Consider the following 15,494-nt stretch of genomic DNA (forward strand, 5'->3'; position numbering starts at 1 on the left):
AGATGAAAAAAATGGTTGTTGGTTTATTTGTTGCTATGTTATTACTCGTCGGTTGTTCTAAAGAAAATGAAGTGAATGGTGGGGAAGTGAAGGCAGAGGATGTGTCGTCTGGCAAGTTTGCTCAGTTAGAAGAAAAGTATGGTGCTAAATTAGGTGTATACGCTATTGATACAGGTAATGAAGAAACGGTTGCCTATCAAGAAGACGAACGGTTTGCGTATGCATCGACATTTAAGGCGTTAGCGGGGGCGGTTTTATTAAAGGAAAACCCGATATCAATCTTAGATGAAAAAAGAATGTACACAAAAGAAGACCTTGTTACTTATTCACCGATTACAGAAAAATATGTCGATGAGGGCATGACAGTAAGGGAGATTGCGAAAGCAGCTATGCAATATAGCGATAATACAGCGGGGAATTTATTGTTTGCAGAATTAGGTGGACCAGCTCAGCTTGAAAAAGCCCTAAGAGCAATCGGAGATGATGTGACAGAGATGGACCGATTGGAGACAGAATTAAATGAAGCAACTCCTGGAGATACAAGAGATACGAGTACCCCTAAAGCATTGGCGACAAATTTAAGAATGCTTGGATTAACGGATGAATTATCGGAAGAAAAAAGAGAAATTTTTCAGGAGTGGTTCAAAGGAAATACAACTGGTGATACCTTAATTAAATCAGGAGTACCGACAGATTGGATTGTTGGTGATAAAAGTGGTGCCGCATCATATGGCACAAGGAATGATATCGCGATTGTATGGCCACCTAATGATGAACCAATTGTGATTGCCATATTGTCGAATAAGCAGGAAAAAGAAGCCGAATATGATGATCAATTGATTGGCGAAGCAACGAAGATTGTAATTGAAACATTGACTCAAGGCAATTGAGATAAGAAAGTGTGATTAAGATTTTTGATTGTCCGTAGCTGTTTACAGCAGGACATAAAAAAACCCATTCTGACCATAAGTCAAAATGGGTTCCTTACTCTATTTATAATTATTGTGCTGTATATCCACCATCAATAATTAGGCTATTACCAGTCATGAAAGAAGAATCATCGCTAGCCATAAATAATACTGCTTTTGCCATTTCTTCTGGTTTACCTAAACGGTTCATTGGTGTAGCCGCAGTTAAACCTTGTCTATCTGTTTCTCCAAGAATTGGTGTATCGATAAACCCTGGGCAAAGTGCATTTACACGGATATTACGTGCTGCATACTCTAATCCAAGTGAACGAGTTAAGTTCACGACACCTGCTTTGGCAGCGTTATATGCCGCACTTCCAGGTGAGCCAACCCAACCATACATAGAAGCTGTATTGACAATCACACCGCTTCCTGTTTTTAAGAATTCTTTAATAGCAGCTTGTGCAACTAAGAATACTCCATCTAAGTCTACTTCTACTATTTTTCTCCACTCTGCATATTTTAGCTCTTCAGTTGGTTTTACAGAGCCAATTCCGGCGTTATTAAATAAAATATCAACTTTACCGAAAGTATCTAATGCTGTAGTAAAGATATTTTTAACTTCTTCTTCACTTGTAACATCAGCTTTAAGGAAAACTGCTTCTGCCCCTTGTGATTTTAATTCAGCTGCAAAATTAGCACCTTTTTCTTCGTTCATATCAACAAGGACTAATTTTGCCCCTTCTGAAGCAAATAATTTTGCAGTTGCAGCACCGATACCAGATACTCCACCAGTAATAACGGCTACTTTATCTTGTAGTTTGCTCATGTTTCTTCCCCCTATTATAATAAATGTGTCAATACACCTAAATTGAAAGTGTTTACAAATATAAATTATAATACGATGATGGATAGGTTCAATCAGCAATAAAATTGCAAGTGTGTATTCATTAGACATATTAGGTATAATTGTCTATAAACCAGCAAAATTTTGTTGCATAAGGAGAAGGAGCGAATGCAAAACAATTGGTCTACCCCAAGAAGAGATCGGACGAAGATGCACCTTCAACAGGCTCTGGTTGCCTTAACGAAAGAAAAGGGCTTCCATTCTGTTTCTGTCAAAGATATCGTGCAGTATGCAAAATATAATCGAAGTACGTTCTATGTTCACTATAAAGATAAATTTGAATTAGCCGATGACCTCTTGTTTACCAATCTATCGGCATTAGAAGAATCCTTTGAGAAACCTTTTAAAAATAAGAGAGAGGTTAGTACAAATTTATTGGATAATAACTATTTTCATATCATCTCATCCATTTATAACAATCGGGAATTTTATGATTTAATCAACTATGTTGACACCATTCCCGAACTGCATACTAGGTTTCCACAAACCATACTTACGATATATCAGGAGAGGTTTGAATTTAAAACAATTAATGATCTCCCGGTAAATATGGATTACTTTAAGCGTTACACAGCCTATGGATTTTACGGGTTATTAGCTAATTGGATTAATACAGGCTTCCAAATATCAAAAGAAGAATTGATAAAAGAAATTATCATACTATCTCAGGCACATATGGCTTCGGTCAAATATATAAATAAGCATTAGAAGTGGCAAGAAAAGTAGGTTCTTCTATTACACGCTTGTTCGGACTATATTCCTTTGGAACCACTTTTCAGGTTAATCATGTTCAATGTTTCACAATCGATTTATATTTTTATTATAACTGCTTGTGCATATTTTCACAAACTATTTTATTGTACTTTATTTTGGAAATAATCTATGAAGATTAGTCATCCATTCGCCCATCTAATTATGTTAAAATGAAAAGTACGATTTAGTTGATTGATCCATGGTTTGGATAATGAATTAAGGGAGAATCCATTTTTGAATAAAAAAGATATAGCTGACTTTAAAAAACAATTTAAGATGAATAATGATCTATTAAAGATTAAAGATATTTTTAATGTTTATATAATGAAAGAATCTAGTGAAGTATATCACCATCAAAGCACGCCATTTGAGATGCTTGAACAAGAACAGCAGGAACTTTTCTTAACGAATTTTAAAAAAGTACTGACAGGCCAGTTGGATCAGAAGTTGTTTGAATTGAAATTCCAGCGAAATGCTGAGAATAGTAGCCAACTAATCCTTCATCAAGGGATACTAACCAATGATACGGATGAATGGAAAGGGCAGATGTTGCAACTTGTAGAAAAGATGTTGAAGGATAAGCAGTACGAAATGGATATTGTCGTTACGTTTATACATGGTGAATATTTTAAGCCTACGAAGCGGAGTAACGCAGAGACCGAAGAAAGCAGCCGAGATACAGTCTATGCCAACCCCTTTATCTTATGCAGTATCAATAAGACGATGGATCCAAAAAAAGAGCTACTGTTTGACTATGTGGAGAAGGAATTCAAGTATCACTTTGTCGTAGATCCTGTTATCAATTTGAAAGTACCAGTTGGCGGGTTTCTATTTCCTAGCTTTACGGATCATGCTGCAGATGTGAATCATGTACTCTATTCAGCAGAAAAACCATATGAGCTGGATTATCATTTCATTGAAGAAGTATTAAATGCTGAAGAAGCTATGACAGCACAAGACGATAAGATTGTGTTTGAGGAAATTGTAAAGGATGTTGCAGGCAACCAGATTAATACATCGATACTCGCCAATGTATTCGATGAAATCCAACGGGTTGTGGAAGAGAATGAAGAACCTGATGCCCCGAAACTGGACTATCGCGATGTGGAAAAGGTGCTAACGACTAGCGGTGTGCAGGATGTCGATCGACAAAAGGTAGAATCAGCTTTCAAAAAGGTAATTGATGATGAAAATTATGAGCTGAAAGCAACCAGTATTGTGCCGAAGTATACTTCTAAGTCTATTAAAATCAAAACAAAAGTAGCCGATATTTCTGTTTGTCCGCAGGATTTGCGCTATGTCCGTCAAATGCATGTGGATGGCAAGCTTTGTCTAATGATCGAAGTGGAAGAAAACACAGTGATTGAAGGCTTTGAAATGATTCCAGAAGCAATATTTAACAAAGTAAAAGATGAAGAATAAAATATCCCATTAAATTAACCGCCTTAGCCCCAAATATAAGGCGGTTAAACATGATTTACAGGTGAATCGCCATAGGTTATGACATGTTCTACCCTCCCCATTTCTAAAATAAATCCCTCAAAATACATGAATTATATTAGCGCACTCTTAGGAAGTTAATCTGGCGTATATTTTACTCCTGGAGAATGATACATCGGAAAATATCTACGAGTATAAAAACCATATAAAATAATCCAAACTAATAGAAGGTAAAGAATCTAATCATACGGATTCATTTTTGGTAGCAATCATTATGTCCCAATCACATTGAAGTTAAATTCAACACTATACAAATTATTGCACCTTTTGAAGCGACAATTATTCGACCAGCAACCATTCAGTTTTATTATGCAATTTCCAGTGACTTTTAAATGGAAACTTCTAAAAGGATGTTGTATTCTTATAGGTATTGAATTGGGGTTTTTCTGTTTTAAGAAGGCCCATCATGAATAAGGAAGGTGGAAGATTGAAGGAGATTTTCAGCATTGTCAGGCAGGATTTTAGGAATTTACGCAGGGTACCGCTAGTTGCGTTGCTACTAATCGGTTTAGCCTTTTTGCCGTCATTGTATGCATGGTTTAATATTGCTGCATCGTGGGATCCATATAGCGAGACGAGTCAAATTAAGGTAGCAATTGTCAATGAAGATGGTGGCACAAAGCTTGAAGGGAAAGAACTCAATGTAGGGCAAGAGCTCGTTGATCAATTAAAAGATAATGATCAAATGGGTTGGACCTTTGTGAATAGGCAGGCAGCTGAAGAAGGAGTTAGAGATGGAGATTATTATGCTGCGGTCTATATTGACGAGGATTTTTCGCAACAATTAACAAGTGTGGTGGATGGTGAACCAGAAGCACCAGAAGTTAGGTATGAGGTAAATGAAAAATTAAATGCGATTGCACCGAAGATGACATCTGCAGGCGCTTCCGCATTAGTAGAACAAATCAGTGAGAATTTCTTAGCCGAAGCATCAAAAGCCCTATTCACGGAATTTAACGATATCGGCATTAAGTTAGAGGAAGAACTACCGACCATTCTTAAAGTGGAGAATAATATTTTTGCCTTAGAAGAGCGGTTTCCGGAGTTAAATGAAGTAGGGGAAAAGATTGTCACGTTAAATGAAGACTGGCCAGAAATGAAGGAAACGATTACTAAAGTAATTGCCTTAGAAGAGAAATTTCCTGAATTAAATCAAGGCGCACAGCAAATACTCACATTAGAAGAAAAGCTTCCGCTCATCAATCAATTAGGTGATCAAGTATTGACATTAGAAGAGCGGTTACCAGAAATTGAAGAGGCAGCAGAGCGATTAACTGAAGCAAGTCAGCAGTTTGGAGAAGTATCAGATCAGTTAAATCGAGCGTTAACAGGTGTTCAAACAGCGCAAGAGGTGATTGACCGTGTCCAGGCAGCTTTACCAAAAGCCAATCAAATGGCGGCTGATGCTGAAGAATATGTGACTAGTTTAAATAGATTTTTATCAGCAAATGATGGGGCAATGGAGCCTATATTAGATGTTATTACTCAAAATGCAGTTATCATTGAAAATACGGCTAATTCCATTGATCAAGTACTTCAACAACGCGAAAATGACCAAATGAACAATTCGGTCAATCAATCGATTGAAGATTTGCAACAACAATTGCAGACAAATATTACAGCAGTGAATCATGCGATTGATATGTTTACGGCGTTCAATCAAAACGGTCAATTTACAACTGTGATTGATTCATTAACACAATTATCACAGCAGTTAACAGCACTGAATGATTCCCTAGCGCAAGCGGGTTCAGGTGAATTATCAAAAGAGCAAATCCAAGCGCTAAGAAAACAGGCTCAAGATACTGCCTCTCAAGCGAGTAGTCTTGTTGGTTTTATGAACAATGGTGGAAAGCAAGAAATCTTAAATGGGATGCAGCAATTGAATGAGACAGCGCAAAAAGCTGCGGGCGATTTAGAGAACATTCAACAAGAAATGCCGAATATAGAAGAAGTGCTAACGAATGCAGAAGGAATCGCTGAAACAGGTGAAGCTCAGCTTAATCAAATCATCGCTGACCTGCCTGCCATTGAGGTGAGAATAGGTGAGATAGTAGCCAAGATTGAGACGGATTTACCGAAAGCAGTTGATGCCGTTCATAAGGCAAGCGACTTTATTCGAAATGACCTTCCAGTGGTGGAAGATAAAATTCATCAAGCAAGTAACTTTGTCCGTAATGACCTCCCTAAAATTGAGTCAGAATTCTCGCGAATAGCGGGCTTAGTGAATGAAAACCTTCCTGAGGTTGAAAAAGGACTTTCTGAAGTATCGGCGTTCATTCAAGGGAATCTTCCTGCGCTTGAAGATTCAGTCCATAAGGCAGCTGATGATATTCGAGATTTTAAGGCAAATAATGATTTGGGAGAAATCATTGCGTTATTAAAAAATGATATTCAAAAAGAAAGTGAATTCTTTAAAGAACCGGTAAAACTTGTTGAGGATCAATTATATCCAATTCCGAATTACGGTTCAGCGAATACACCATTTTATACCGTGTTATGTTTATGGGTAGGTGCATTGTTATTAGCGAACTTATTAAAAACAGATGTCCACCCCGAAGATATGAAAGAGGAGTATTCTATTCGCCATGTTTACCTTGGCAGGCTTGTACTATTTTTAATCGTAGGCTTCCTACAAGGGTTAATTGTTAGTGTTGGTGATCTCTTGATTCTTGGGACTTACGCAGCAAACCCAGTTTGGTTTGTGATATTTACTGTCATTATTGCGATGATGTTTATGACAATGGTTTATACGATTGTCTCCATCTTTGGTAATATTGGTAAGGCGTTAGCAATTATCCTCATGGTATTGCAATTATCAGGTGCAGGTGGTACTTTCCCAATTCAAGTTGCCCCAGCATTTTTCCAAGCGATTAATCCATTTTTACCATTTACACATGCGATTAATATTCTGAGAGAAGCAGTCGGAGGTATTGTCCCACACGTCGTCTGGATGAGTTTTCTATACTTATTTATCTTTTTCGTAGCCTCTTTGATCTTAGGGCTTGTACTAAAAAAACCATTAACACCTTGGTTAAAGAAGACAGCGGAGAAATCTCGTTCTAGCCGATTAGTTGATTAATAAAGAGCTTTTTGTCACTTCTTGTGGCGAAAAGCTTTTTTTTGATTTGTCATCATACAGAACAGGGCTTGTTGGTGGCGATAATTTTATAGGGAGTGGAGACAGTAGCTCTTTTTGTAATTGTTTTTAAAGCAGTTGCATCGATTATGTGGCATATATCTATCAACGTAATCACATCATAAATGTTCTTCCCAATCCCTTATGATTCAAGAAAAAAGAATGAAACTACGATTGAAGTATTTTTCCTTCTTTAAAACAAAGATGAAAACACGATATTCAAGATTGAGCCTGCATACAGACGGTTGAGCAAGGTTAGAGGACATCAGGATTTGAATGGTACCGCTTTCTTTCACTATCTCGCTCATATCCTTATGACTTAATCGTTACCCCTTGATTCTCAATAGTGACATGTTAAGATAGATAACGTTGAAAAAAGTACGGAAACGAAGACACAACTTTTAAGGAGTGTTCGTGTAAATGTTAGAGAATAAGACAGTGGCTTTCTTTGGTGCAGGTTCAATGGCAGAGTCAATGATTTCAGGAATGGTTCATGCGGAGAAGGTACCAGCACAGCAAATTTATGTAACGAATAAATTCAATGGGGATCGGTTGACAGAAATAAAGGAAAGATACGGAGTTCATACGATGTTACAAAAAGATTTACCGTATGAAGAAGTTGATTATTTTATTATGGCAATGAAACCATATGGTGCAGAAGAAGCCCTTGCCTTTTTAAAAGATAAAATTAGACCTGATCAAGTGGTTGTTTCTGTATTAGCGGGTATTTCTACTTCCTATATGGAAGAGAAGCTAAACGATGAGCAACAAGTCATTCGTGTGATGCCAAATACCTCTAGCATGATTCAAGAATCAGCTACAGCGATGTCTCTCGGTTCTTATACTCAGAAGCGACATGAGAGAGATGTGAAAGATTTACTTGCTTGCATGGGTGAAGTATTTGTCATCGAAGAAGAGCAGATGGATGTTTTCACAGGTCTTGCCGGGAGTGGCCCTGCCTACTTCTACTATCTAATGGAAGAGATGGAGAAGGTGGGTGTAGAACAAGGGTTAGAAGCAAAAAAAGCAAGGAAAATCATTGCTCAAACGATCTATGGAGCAGCAAAAATGGTTCTGGAAAAAGGCGAATCACCGATTGTTTTACGTGAGAGAGTGACGTCACCTAATGGTACAACGCATTCGGGTGTCGAAGCACTAAAAGCACATCATGGCGGGGAAGCGATTTCCGAAGCTGTTCAACATGCTGCCGCCCGTTCGAAGGAAATTAGAGAAGAGTTAGAAAAAGTCCCACATTAATATGGTGGAAAAATTGGCAGCGGAAATCTCCGCTGCTTTTTGTATGCCTCTATACAGGAAGTTAAAGAATAGAGATAGAGGTGAAAACAAGTGACACTTATTACAACATTTGAAGATAAACGGCGAGAGAAGCAGTTAAAATATGAAAAGTCAGTGCTTAAGGAAATCTCAGTAAAGGATTTAAAAGAACAAGTGAAGCGTTTATTCGGATCATCTCGTTTGTTAACAAGTTTAATGAACCATGCGGGAATCGAGGAAGCTTGTTATGATATGGCAATCGAAGCGTATCTTTTAGGCGCACATTATAGTCATTTTGGTACGAGTGGTGAGACGGCTACCGCCGTACAACATAGATGTAAAGAAGAACTTACACATTTTACGAATACCCTATATCATTTTTTCTTATATTGGGCGCAAAATGAAGAAGGGATTTATAGTGAATCCCTATTCTACAGTTGCGAACAGTACATTTACAGTTGGTGGATGGAAGGGTTTCAAAATGGCCGAAAAAGGCATAAATTAAGACTGCATTAAATCGTTCTAATCACTCTCCTTGTCCCATATATATATTTGTGAGGACGAGCGGGGAGTGGTAAATCTGTGAGGAAGAAATTAAAAGTAATTGGTTTTATAACTGGACTGGCTATTTTATTCTTTATTTTGCAATATGACTTTTCTGAAGATGATTCTTGGAATGCTTGGAATCTTCCTTTATCGGGAAAGGTTATCCTTCTTGACCCTGGTCACGGCGGTCCGGATGGTGGAGCAGATAATGGAAATGTTTTGGAGAAAGATATTTCTCTAGAAGTTTCTTTGAAGCTACGTGATTACCTTCAAGAACAAGGGGCCGTAGTGATGATGACACGCGAAGATGATAGAGACTTAGCCGCAGAAGATACTAAAGGGTATAGTAGGCGAAAAGTAGAGGATTTGAAAAAACGCTTAAATATGATTAATCATAGTGATGCTGATTTTTACGTAAGTGTCCATTTGAATTCAATCCCTTCTCCAAAATGGAGAGGAGCCCAAACCTTTTTTGCTTCTCATATAGATGGGAATGCACGAGCGGCTAAATTTATCCAAGATGAACTCATCGCCAACTTAGAGAATACGACAAGGCGGGCAAAGGAATTAAAAAATGTCTATATTCTTGATCATTCGAAAAAACCTGGTGTCCTTGTAGAAGTTGGTTTCCTCTCTAATCAAAACGAGCGGACCTTACTTCAAAGTGACGATTATCAAAATAAAATAGCAGCCTCCATTTACAATGGCATAATGCGCCATTACTCTAATGAGAAAGAAATTGTGATAGAAGATTAAACGCGGACAAAAATTTGTTCGTGTTTTTATTTGATGGAAATTTTAAACATTTATACAAATAGATCTTTAAGATATTTTAGGCATTGTATAAGACTGATATTCTAATATGTGTTAGAATGACAATTAGAGTTATTCTAATGAAGAAACGATTTTAAAGGGGTGTAGGATAGATGATTACAGAACAAAAAGTAAGAGAAGCCATTGAAGGCTTACAAGAACCTTTTTTACATAAAACACTCGGGGAACTTCAAGCGATTGAAGAGATTAAAGTAAAAGAGGAGAAGGCTCACGTCAGTGTAAAAATATTGATCGCTAAGACTGCGACAGCTGAACAATTGCAATTGCAAACGGAGATTGTGAATCGAATTAAAGCAGCAGGAGCAGAATCCGTGGGTATCCGTTTTAATGAACTTCCGGCTGAAACACTAGAAAAACATAGACAAGCAATGCCTGAAGAAGATAAAGGTCTATTATCACCGAATAGTAAAACGAAATTTATTGCTATTGCTAGTGGTAAAGGTGGCGTTGGGAAATCAACGGTATCTGTCAATATGGCGGTCGCTCTTGCTAGGCAAGGAAAGAAAGTCGGTCTAGTAGATGCAGATATTTATGGGTTTAGTGTTCCTGATATGATGGGTATTATGAAGCGCCCTGTAGTGAGAGGGGAGCGCATTATTCCTGTTGAACGTTTTGGTGTGAAGGTTATTTCTATGGGCTTCTTTGTAGAGGACAATGCACCAATTATTTGGAGAGGTCCAATGCTTGGTAAAATGCTCAATAGCTTCTTTAATGAAGTAGAGTGGGGAGATCTTGATTATCTTCTATTAGATTTACCACCAGGAACAGGTGATGTGGCGTTAGATGTTCATACAATGCTTCCTTCATGTAAGGAAATCATCGTGACTACGCCTCACCCTACAGCTGCTTTTGTTGCCGCTCGTGCTGGTGCGATGGCTATTCGTACTGAACATGAAATCTTAGGTGTAATTGAAAATATGGCTTTCTTTGAAAGTAAAGTTACGGGTGAAAAAGAATATGTCTTCGGTCATGGTGGCGGAGAAAAACTTGCAGAAGAACTAAGAACAGAGGTAATTGGTCAATTACCACTGCAACAGCCTGATTGGAGCGAAGAAGATTTCGCCCCATCTATTTATGACGCAGATCATCGTTTAGGAAAAATCTATACAGAAATTGCACAACAAGTAATTGAAAAAGCATAATAAGAAAAGCATTTGGATGTTAAATCCAAATGCTTTCTTTATAGTACTCTCCAGAACCTTATTCACCGCCACCTTCTTGGCCGCCTTCTCCCTCACCGCCTTGTTCACCGCCACTACCTTCGCCACCACCTTCGCTACCGCCGCCGCCTTCTTTACCTGATTTACCTGATTGTGATTCTTCGGCTGCTTTCATAAGAACATCTTGTAATTTTGCCTTAAACAGCGGGCTTTCAAAGGTTTCAGTAATGACTGTTTGCAAATGCTCCCTAAATGCTTGGCTTTTCATCACTTCTGTTAATTCCTTCTCCATTTCGGGATCCTTTAGAATGTCCATCATCATTTTTTGATAATCTGGATCCTTCATTAAGTCCTTGAGTAACTCTTCATTCTCTGATTTCATGCTTTTAGCCATTGTTTCAGCAAATGCTGGGTCTTCAAAGGACTTTTTCCAAAACTCTGTGCCTTTATCTGATGTCAGCGTACTCTCGATTGTCTCTGTCACCATATTCTGGTCCATTACTAGTTGCTGTTTTATTTTTTCATCTGCCATTAAGTCTTGTAATGCTTGTTTTCCGTCATCCGTTTTTAGTATATCTACAATCATTTTCTTCGTTTGATCATAGTCCATATGCTCACTACCTGATTGCGAACATGCTGTTAAGGTTAGAATGAGGAGCAATGGAATAATAAAAAGGCTTTTTTTCATGTTAAACTGCCTCCTAAAATAAATATCCCGTACTAATAGAATGAAGAAAATCTGTCAATATTATGCGTAAATTGCGGATTGCCTAGATTTTTCAAGTAAAGGTTTGGTACAATCATTAAGTGATAATAACGTTATGGGGGAAAAGGAATTGACTAGCCGAGCTTGGATCAAATTTTTTATAACCACATTACTTGTCGGTGGCGTTGCAACAGGGGTTATTGGTTTTGTCGTGCGTTGGGATGAATTTTCTCATTTATTTACCAATTTTGATGGGTTGGAAATACTATCTGTTCTTTTTTGGTTATTCGGTGTCGGTTTAATTTTTAGTATTATTAGTCAAATGGGATTTTTCGCATATTTAACAGTGCATCGTTTTGGATTGGGTATATTTAAGTCTCATCAACTATGGAATGCTGTGCAAATTGTGTTGATTTTATTTGTACTATTTGATTTAGTGTACTTCCGTTATAAAGCTTTTGCGGATACAGGAGATAGTATTCTCCCTTATTTGGGTCTTGCAAGTGTTGTTTTAATAGCTGGTCTAGTTATTGCAGCTTTAAAAGTATCCACTACGAATAAACATGCTTTTGTACCAGCATTGTTCTTTATGGTGGTCGTGACAACGATTGAATGGGTGCCGGTATTAAGGGTAAACGAAGAAAGCTGGTTATGGTTAATGGTTCTCCCTTTAATCATTTGTAATGCTTATCAATTACTGGTGTTACCAAAATATAATGCAGAATCAGCCCGTCAAAGAGAAAGATTACAAGCAAAAAAGTCGTCTGTTTAAGCAGGCGACTTTTTTGTTATTTAATTAATTTCTTCTGTCGTTGCATTGGCATTGGCCATCATTTCTGAAATCGTTACTAGCTCAAGCTGTTCCTTTTTGAACCCATTTAGGATTGAAGGCAATGCTTTGGATGTTTGTTTCACGGAATCAGATGCATGCATCAGCACGATTTCTCCATTTTCAGCTTCGAGTACTTTTTGAATAATTTTATCTGTACCCGGATTTGTCCAGTCTTTAGAATCTAAACTCCAATGAACGACTGTATAGCCTAATTGTTTGGCGGCTGCTAAGGTTTTTTTATCAAAGTGACCAGTAGGTGGCCTAACATATTTAATATCCTTAATATTTAACTTAGCAAACGCGGTTTGTGCTCTAGCTAAATCTTGTCTGATTTTATCCTCTTCTAGCTCTGTATAGTCTTCGTAATTATAGCCTAGTATACCGATTTCATATCCAGATTTAGCAATACGTTCGACAATATCAGGGTGGCTCTCAGCCCATGAGCCTGATAAGAAAAATGTCGCAGAAGTCACGTTTTCTTTTTTTAATAAGTCTAAAATAGGCTCAGCCTTTTCATCGCCCCAACCAATATTAAAAGTGAGAGCCACTCCTTTCTCCCCTTTATATAATGCCTTCGGGGCGTCTTTTGTAGAAAAAACAGGTAAATGAATCGTTGTTTCCATAAACATAAACATGGCTGTGAAAAATGCTGCCACCAAAATTAAAATCATTTGTTTTAATCTCTTTGCATGAAATACATAAAAGAACTTCATTCTTTTTCACCTCGTCCTAATACATCCTTGTCCTATATCTATGCAAAAAAAATTAAAAACATGATGAATTTATCATTATAAAAAGAGTGGGGATGGGTAATATATTGATAGCTTGTCAAAGAGAGGGTGGAACAATCGTTGATCGGGTTATTACTAAATGGAAAAGAACAACAAGAAATTGAATACTTATTAAAGAGAGAGATGGATGAAATTTTGTTCGATTTAGAAGATGAGCGAATTGCAGATGTCGTTAAAGTTGCAATGAAGGAGAAATATGAGATTCTTTTAAGCTTATTCAAAAGGGTTGTTCCAGCACATGAATATGCTCATTATAAATTAAATGAAAAAAAGAATAAAAAAATGAAAAAAAGTCATTGACGTTTTAAAAGATATGGTGTTATTATATTAAAGCAGTCGTTAGTGACATCAACTACTAAAAAGTTTTTAAATAAAAAACAAAAAAATTGTTGACAAAAACGAACTGAGATGTTAAATTAATAAAGTCGCTTCTGAAGCGAACGAGATTGTTCTTTGAAAACTGAACGAACATAAAACGTCAAGCGTAATTCTAAAAAAGCTGATTATCAGCAACAAAGCACCATAGGTGCAAACGAGCTAATCAAACACTTTATTGGAGAGTTTGATCCTGGCTCAGGACGAACGCTGGCGGCGTGCCTAATACATGCAAGTCGAGCGAATCAGAGGGAGCTTGCTCCCAATGATTAGCGGCGGACGGGTGAGTAACACGTGGGCAACCTGCCTGTAAGACTGGGATAACTCCGGGAAACCGGGGCTAATACCGGATAATATCTATTTATACATATAATTAGATTGAAAGATGGTTCTGCTATCACTTACAGATGGGCCCGCGGCGCATTAGCTAGTTGGTGAGGTAACGGCTCACCAAGGCGACGATGCGTAGCCGACCTGAGAGGGTGATCGGCCACACTGGGACTGAGACACGGCCCAGACTCCTACGGGAGGCAGCAGTAGGGAATCTTCCGCAATGGACGAAAGTCTGACGGAGCAACGCCGCGTGAGTGATGAAGGTTTTCGGATCGTAAAACTCTGTTGTTAGGGAAGAACAAGTATCGGAGTAACTGCCGGTACCTTGACGGTACCTAACCAGAAAGCCACGGCTAACTACGTGCCAGCAGCCGCGGTAATACGTAGGTGGCAAGCGTTGTCCGGAATTATTGGGCGTAAAGCGCGCGCAGGCGGTTCCTTAAGTCTGATGTGAAAGCCCACGGCTCAACCGTGGAGGGTCATTGGAAACTGGGGAACTTGAGTGCAGAAGAGGAAAGTGGAATTCCAAGTGTAGCGGTGAAATGCGTAGAGATTTGGAGGAACACCAGTGGCGAAGGCGACTTTCTGGTCTGTAACTGACGCTGAGGCGCGAAAGCGTGGGGAGCAAACAGGATTAGATACCCTGGTAGTCCACGCCGTAAACGATGAGTGCTAAGTGTTAGAGGGTTTCCGCCCTTTAGTGCTGCAGCAAACGCATTAAGCACTCCGCCTGGGGAGTACGACCGCAAGGTTGAAACTCAAAGGAATTGACGGGGGCCCGCACAAGCGGTGGAGCATGTGGTTTAATTCGAAGCAACGCGAAGAACCTTACCAGGTCTTGACATCCTCTGACAATCCTAGAGATAGGACTTTCCCCTTCGGGGGACAGAGTGACAGGTGGTGCATGGTTGTCGTCAGCTCGTGTCGTGAGATGTTGGGTTAAGTCCCGCAACGAGCGCAACCCTTGATCTTAGTTGCCAGCATTTAGTTGGGCACTCTAAGGTGACTGCCGGTGACAAACCGGAGGAAGGTGGGGATGACGTCAAATCATCATGCCCCTTATGACCTGGGCTACACACGTGCTACAATGGATGGTACAAAGGGCTGCAAGACCGCGAGGTTTAGCCAATCCCATAAAACCATTCTCAGTTCGGATTGTAGGCTGCAACTCGCCTACATGAAGCCGGAATCGCTAGTAATCGCGGATCAGCATGCCGCGGTGAATACGTTCCCGGGCCTTGTACACACCGCCCGTCACACCACGAGAGTTTGTAACACCCGAAGTCGGTGGGGTAACCTTTTGGAGCCAGCCGCCTAAGGTGGGACAGATGATTGGGGTGAAGTCGTAACAAGGTAGCCGTATCGGAAGGTGCGGCTGGATCACCTCCTTTCTAAGGAATATACGGAATTAACTTGATGTTAGATTGTTCGTTCA

13 protein-coding genes and 1 rRNA gene are annotated in these 15,494 nt (G+C 38.9%); 11 read left to right on the forward strand and 3 right to left on the reverse strand.

Features of this window, described 5'->3' with window-relative positions; translation table 11 throughout:
- Positions 1 to 35 precede the first annotated feature (35 nt).
- Positions 36 to 890, forward strand: coding sequence for a class A beta-lactamase (gene bla, locus MHH73_RS01125; RefSeq protein ID WP_341069601.1), 855 nt, complete (start codon positions 36 to 38; stop codon positions 888 to 890).
- Between the two features lie 109 nt (positions 891 to 999).
- Here bla and MHH73_RS01130 read toward each other — a convergent pair whose 3' ends face one another.
- Positions 1,000 to 1,737 carry an SDR family NAD(P)-dependent oxidoreductase gene (locus MHH73_RS01130; RefSeq protein ID WP_191816865.1) on the reverse strand — a complete coding sequence of 246 codons (738 nt, stop codon included), beginning with the start codon at positions 1,735 to 1,737 and terminating at the stop codon, positions 1,000 to 1,002.
- Between the two features lie 186 nt (positions 1,738 to 1,923).
- Here MHH73_RS01130 and MHH73_RS01135 point away from each other — a divergent pair, with 186 nt between their 5' ends.
- The 7 genes from MHH73_RS01135 (at position 1,924) to MHH73_RS01165 (ending at position 11,004) form a co-directional block, all read left to right on the forward strand.
- Positions 1,924 to 2,523 (forward strand): TetR/AcrR family transcriptional regulator, encoded by a 600-nt coding sequence (locus MHH73_RS01135; protein ID WP_191816864.1) that lies wholly within the window; start codon positions 1,924 to 1,926, stop codon positions 2,521 to 2,523.
- A 279-nt stretch (positions 2,524 to 2,802) separates the two neighbouring features.
- Complete coding sequence (locus MHH73_RS01140; protein ID WP_341064094.1) at positions 2,803 to 3,990, forward strand: DUF4317 domain-containing protein; 1,188 nt, start codon at positions 2,803 to 2,805, stop codon at positions 3,988 to 3,990.
- A gap of 484 nt (positions 3,991 to 4,474) precedes the next feature.
- On the forward strand, positions 4,475 to 7,150 hold the full coding sequence (locus MHH73_RS01145) for a YhgE/Pip domain-containing protein (protein WP_341064096.1): 2,676 nt from the start codon (positions 4,475 to 4,477) through the stop codon (positions 7,148 to 7,150).
- 477 nt (positions 7,151 to 7,627) lie between these two features.
- Complete coding sequence (gene proC / locus MHH73_RS01150) at positions 7,628 to 8,464, forward strand: pyrroline-5-carboxylate reductase (RefSeq protein ID WP_341064098.1); 837 nt, start codon at positions 7,628 to 7,630, stop codon at positions 8,462 to 8,464.
- 90 nt (positions 8,465 to 8,554) lie between these two features.
- On the forward strand, positions 8,555 to 8,998 hold the full coding sequence (locus MHH73_RS01155; protein ID WP_191816860.1) for a DUF2521 family protein: 444 nt from the start codon (positions 8,555 to 8,557) through the stop codon (positions 8,996 to 8,998).
- A gap of 66 nt (positions 8,999 to 9,064) precedes the next feature.
- A complete protein-coding gene (gene cwlD, locus MHH73_RS01160) occupies positions 9,065 to 9,784 on the forward strand; it encodes an N-acetylmuramoyl-L-alanine amidase CwlD (protein ID WP_191816859.1) in 720 nt (239 codons plus the stop codon).
- A gap of 170 nt (positions 9,785 to 9,954) precedes the next feature.
- The gene (locus MHH73_RS01165) at positions 9,955 to 11,004 is read left to right on the forward strand and encodes an Mrp/NBP35 family ATP-binding protein (protein ID WP_191816858.1); all 1,050 of its coding nucleotides are present in this window, start codon (positions 9,955 to 9,957) and stop codon (positions 11,002 to 11,004) included.
- Positions 11,005 to 11,062: 58 nt separating this feature from the next.
- Here the strand turns inward: MHH73_RS01165 and gerD are convergent, their stop codons facing one another.
- Positions 11,063 to 11,710, reverse strand: coding sequence for a spore germination lipoprotein GerD (gene gerD / locus MHH73_RS01170; RefSeq protein WP_341064100.1), 648 nt, complete (start codon positions 11,708 to 11,710; stop codon positions 11,063 to 11,065).
- A 148-nt stretch (positions 11,711 to 11,858) separates the two neighbouring features.
- Here gerD and MHH73_RS01175 point away from each other — a divergent pair, with 148 nt between their 5' ends.
- Positions 11,859 to 12,500 carry a KinB-signaling pathway activation protein gene (locus MHH73_RS01175; protein WP_341064101.1) on the forward strand — a complete coding sequence of 214 codons (642 nt, stop codon included), beginning with the start codon at positions 11,859 to 11,861 and terminating at the stop codon, positions 12,498 to 12,500.
- A gap of 20 nt (positions 12,501 to 12,520) precedes the next feature.
- On the opposite strand, the gene pdaB is transcribed toward MHH73_RS01175, so the two are convergent.
- A complete protein-coding gene (pdaB, locus tag MHH73_RS01180; RefSeq protein ID WP_341064103.1) occupies positions 12,521 to 13,273 on the reverse strand; it encodes a polysaccharide deacetylase family sporulation protein PdaB in 753 nt (250 codons plus the stop codon).
- 138 nt (positions 13,274 to 13,411) lie between these two features.
- Here pdaB and MHH73_RS01185 point away from each other — a divergent pair, with 138 nt between their 5' ends.
- Positions 13,412 to 13,651, forward strand: coding sequence for a hypothetical protein (locus MHH73_RS01185; RefSeq protein WP_191816854.1), 240 nt, complete (start codon positions 13,412 to 13,414; stop codon positions 13,649 to 13,651).
- Positions 13,652 to 13,901: 250 nt separating this feature from the next.
- A 16S ribosomal RNA gene (locus tag MHH73_RS01190) occupies positions 13,902 to 15,450 on the forward strand.
- Positions 15,451 to 15,494: the final 44 nt, after the last annotated feature.

The sequence above is a fragment of the Cytobacillus sp. FSL K6-0265 genome (genome assembly GCF_038003465.1).
GTDB lineage: Bacteria > Bacillota > Bacilli > Bacillales > Cytobacillaceae > Cytobacillus > Cytobacillus stercorigallinarum.

Coding starts and splice junctions, on each gene's coding strand:
- proC (WP_341064098.1), top strand. CDS start 7,628: ATGTTAGAGAATAAGACAGTGGCTTTCTTTGGTGCAGGTTCAATGGCA.
- MHH73_RS01135 (WP_191816864.1), top strand. CDS start 1,924: ATGCAAAACAATTGGTCTACCCCAAGAAGAGATCGGACGAAGATGCAC.
- pdaB (WP_341064103.1), bottom strand. CDS start 13,273: ATGAAGTTCTTTTATGTATTTCATGCAAAGAGATTAAAACAAATGATT.
- MHH73_RS01165 (WP_191816858.1), top strand. CDS start 9,955: ATGATTACAGAACAAAAAGTAAGAGAAGCCATTGAAGGCTTACAAGAA.
- MHH73_RS01130 (WP_191816865.1), bottom strand. CDS start 1,737: ATGAGCAAACTACAAGATAAAGTAGCCGTTATTACTGGTGGAGTATCT.
- bla (WP_341069601.1), top strand. CDS start 36: ATGTTATTACTCGTCGGTTGTTCTAAAGAAAATGAAGTGAATGGTGGG.
- MHH73_RS01145 (WP_341064096.1), top strand. CDS start 4,475: ATGAATAAGGAAGGTGGAAGATTGAAGGAGATTTTCAGCATTGTCAGG.
- gerD (WP_341064100.1), bottom strand. CDS start 11,710: ATGAAAAAAAGCCTTTTTATTATTCCATTGCTCCTCATTCTAACCTTA.